The organism is Streptomyces sp. SID9727 (assembly GCF_010550605.1).
Taxonomy (GTDB): domain Bacteria; phylum Actinomycetota; class Actinomycetes; order Streptomycetales; family Streptomycetaceae; genus Streptomyces.
The window spans coordinates 1-3,295 of the sequence record NZ_JAAGNI010000412.1 but is presented as its reverse complement, the minus strand read 5'-3'; the positions used below and the strand labels follow the sequence as shown (position 1 = coordinate 3,295).

Annotated in this window: 3 protein-coding genes and 1 pseudogene; all 4 read right to left on the bottom strand. The window is 73.8% G+C overall.

The genetic code is table 11. From position 1 onward, the window contains the following. Positions 1-376: 376 nt before the first annotated feature. Positions 377-1,066 (bottom strand): GntR family transcriptional regulator, encoded by a 690-nt coding sequence (locus G3I41_RS28960; protein ID WP_164403351.1) that lies wholly within the window; start codon positions 1,064-1,066, stop codon positions 377-379. 69 nt (positions 1,067-1,135) lie between these two features. Further along, positions 1,136-2,137, bottom strand: coding sequence for a proline racemase family protein (locus G3I41_RS28955; protein WP_164403349.1), 1,002 nt, complete (start codon positions 2,135-2,137; stop codon positions 1,136-1,138). Positions 2,138-2,151: 14 nt separating this feature from the next. Further along, on the bottom strand, positions 2,152-3,060 hold the full coding sequence (locus G3I41_RS28950; RefSeq protein WP_164403347.1) for a dihydrodipicolinate synthase family protein: 909 nt from the start codon (positions 3,058-3,060) through the stop codon (positions 2,152-2,154). 36 nt (positions 3,061-3,096) lie between these two features. After that, positions 3,097-3,295 (bottom strand): annotated as a pseudogene (locus G3I41_RS28945) (FAD/NAD(P)-binding oxidoreductase); the annotation flags it as partial.

Sequence of the window (3,295 nt, the reverse complement as noted above, 5' to 3'; positions counted from 1 at the left end):
GGCCGCCCGGTGAGCGGCGGCCGGGGCGGCGGGCCGGGGCTCGGCGGCGGGGGCCGGTGCGGCGAGCATGCCGATGCCCAGGCAGGCCGCCAGGGCCGCGGTGGTGAGTCCGGTGACTCTCTGTCGGACCGTTCGTTTCTTCACGTGCCGCCTCCCAGCGGTGTGAGGGCCGCGCGCCGTTGCGCGGCCGTGGGGGATGGCGCGCGGGTGAGGCCGGACGGGGACGGCGGGCGACCGGAGCGGCCAGCGAAGTGACATGGACACGACCTCAAGCGCGACCGTCAGTACAATGGCACATGTCACATGTCTTTAGGAAGCGACCGTGACGACATTCGCGGGCGGGCCAACGTCCTCGGTCGCGGGAGGGCTTGAGGCGTTACGCCCGGCTCGCCGGCTCGCCCCGGCGGCCGTCCGCCCACAGCGAGCGGACGTGCGACATGTGGCCGAGCATGCGGTTCTCGGCGCCCTCGGCGTCGCCGGCGACCACCAGGTCGAGCAGTTCGATGTGCTCTTCGGCCGACGCGGTCAGCTGACCGGACTCGGAGAGCCGGTTCAGCCCGAAGAGCCGGGAGCGCTTGCGGAGTTCGCCGACCTCCTCGACCAGCCGCCGGTTGCCGGCCAGCCCCAGCAGCGCCAGGTGGAAGCGCCGGTCCGCCTCCAGGTAACCGAGGATGTCGTGCCGCCGCGCGGCCTCGACGATCTCCTCGGCGACCGGCCGCAGCGCCTCCAGCTCGTGCGTCAGCCCCATCCGCGCGATCCGGCCGACCGTGGGCACCTCGATCATCGCGCGCAGTTCGGTGTAGTCGTCCAGGTCCTGGTCGGTCAGTTCGGTGATCCGGAAACCCTTGTTGCGGACGGCTTCGACCTGGCCCTCGCGGACCAGGTCGAGCATGGCCTCACGGACGGGCGTGGCCGAGACACCGAACTGGGCGGCCAGCGCGGGCGCCGAGTAGACCGTGCCTGGCCGCAGCTCGCCGGAGACGAGGGCCGCCCGCAGCGCGTGCCCCACCTGGTCGCGCAGGTGCTCCTGGGCCGAGATGGCGTTGAGCGACGTCAGGCGGGCCATGTCTGTTCCTCCAGCACCGTGCGGAGGGCAAGACTACAATGTCACGTTGGACCTGGATCCGGCGCGGGCTCACAGCAGGAAGCCCTCCGGGAAGGGGTCGTCCGGATCCAGGAAGTACTGCGCGGTCCCGGTGATCCAGGCCCTCCCCGTCACCGTCGGGACGACGGCGGGCAGCGCGCCCACGGTGGTCTCACCGACCAGCCGGCCGGTGAACCGGGTGCCGATGAAGGACTCGTTGACGAAGTCCCGGTCCAGCGGGAGTTCGCCCCGGGCGTGCAGCTGGGCCATGCGCGCGGAGGTGCCCGTGCCGCACGGCGAGCGGTCGAACCAGCCGGGGTGGATGGCCATCGCGTGCCGCGAGTGCGCCGCGTCGGAGCCGGGCGCGATCAGCTGGACGTGCTTGAGCCCGTGGATGGCCGGGTCCACCGGATGGACCGGCCGGTCGGCGGCGTTGACGGACTCCATCAACGCCAGCCCGGCCGCGAGCAGTTCGTCCTTGCGCGCCCGGTCGAACGGCAGGCCCAGGTCCTCCAGCCGCACCATCGCGTAGAAGTTGCCGCCGTAGGCGAGGTCGTACGGAACCTCGCCGAACCCGGGGACCTTCGCGGTGAGTCCCAGCCCCGCGCTGAAGGCCGGGACGTTGGTGAGGGTGACGGAGGTGGCGGCCCCGCCCTCGACGCGGACGTCCACGGCGACGAGCCCGGCCGGGGTGTCCAGCCGGACCGTGGTGACCGGTTCGGTGACCGGGACCATGCCGGTCTCCACCAGCACGGTCGCCACCCCGATCGTGCCGTGCCCGCACATCGGCAGGCAGCCGGAGACCTCCATGAACAGCACCCCGAAGTCGGCGTCGGCCCGGGTCGGCGGCTGGAGGACGGCCCCGCTCATCGCGGAGTGGCCGCGCGGCTCGTACATCAGCAGGGTGCGCACCGCGTCCCGGTGGGCCATGAAGTACGCCCGGCGCTCGGCCATGGTGGCGCCGGGGAGCGTGCCGATCCCGCCGGTGATCACCCGGGTGGGCATCCCCTCGGTGTGCGAGTCGACGGCGTGGAAGACGTGGCGGCTGCGCATCGTCCCTCCTCCCCTCAGTCCAGGCCCTCGGCGCGTGCCTTCTCCGTCGCGGCGCGTACGGCGGCCAGAGCGTCGGCGTCCAGCGGCAGGCGGGGCGGCCGGGTGGGCCCGCCGTGCCGGCCGACGATGTCCATGGACGCCTTGATGGCCTGGACGAACTCCGGCTTGGAGTCCCACCGCAGCAACGGGTGCAGCCGCCGGTAGAGCGGCAGGGCCTGCTCCAGGTCCCCCGAGACGGCCGCCCGGTAGAGCTCGACACAGCCGCGCGGGAGCATGTTGGGGCAGCCGGCGATCCAGCCGACCGCCCCGGCCAGGGCGAGTTCGAGCAGTACGTCGTCGGCGCCCACGAGCAGGTCGAGGCCGGGTGCCTCCTCCGCGATCTCGTACGCCCTGCGGACGTCGCCGCTGAACTCCTTGACCGCCACGACCGAGCCCTCCGCGTGGAGCTGCCCGAGCAGCCGGGGCCTCAGATCCACCTTGGTGTCGTACGGGTTGTTGTAGGCGACGACGGGCAGCCCGGCCGCCGCCACCTCGGCGTAGTGCGCGCGGACGGCCACGTCCTCGCACGGGTAGCCGTTCGGCGGCAGCAGCAGGACGGACCCGGCCCCGGCCTCCGCGGCCTCCTCGGCGCGGCGGCGGGATTGCGCGCTGTCGTACGAGGAGACGCCGGGCATCACCCTGGCGCCGTCCCCGGCCGCCTCGACCGCGACCCGCACGACCTCCCGGCGCTCCCGGTCGCTGAGGGTCTGGTACTCCCCCAGCGAACCGTTGGGCACCACCCCGTCGCACCCCGCGTCGAGGAGGTCGCGGACGTGTGCGGCGTACGCGTCGAAGTCGACGGACCGGTCCTCGCGGAGGGTGAGCGGCGTGGCGACCATGACGCCCCGCCAGGGGGCGCCGGTGCGGGTGGGTTCGGCTGTCATACGGGCTCCTTCGGAGTGGGTACGGGCGTACGGGGCTCAGACGTCCTCGGACCGGGCGGCCCGGGCGAGCGTGGCGAGCGGGACCGGGCAGGCGAGGGGGCGCCGGTCGGGAGGCGCTTCGCCGTCGGGGGCGGCCAGGGCGCGGACGGCGAAGCCGCAGGTGCGGCCCTGGCACCAGCCCATGCCCGCCCGGGTGAGCAGCTTGGCCGTGCGGCCGTCGTCGGCGCCCAGCTCG

What these genes read in the sequence shown, in the direction of transcription:
- G3I41_RS28960 (WP_164403351.1), bottom strand. Translation starts at nt 1,066, where the DNA reads ATGGCCCGCCTGACGTCGCTCAACGCCATCTCGGCCCAGGAGCACCTG.
- G3I41_RS28955 (WP_164403349.1), bottom strand. Translation starts at nt 2,137, where the DNA reads ATGCGCAGCCGCCACGTCTTCCACGCCGTCGACTCGCACACCGAGGGG.
- G3I41_RS28950 (WP_164403347.1), bottom strand. Translation starts at nt 3,060, where the DNA reads ATGACAGCCGAACCCACCCGCACCGGCGCCCCCTGGCGGGGCGTCATG.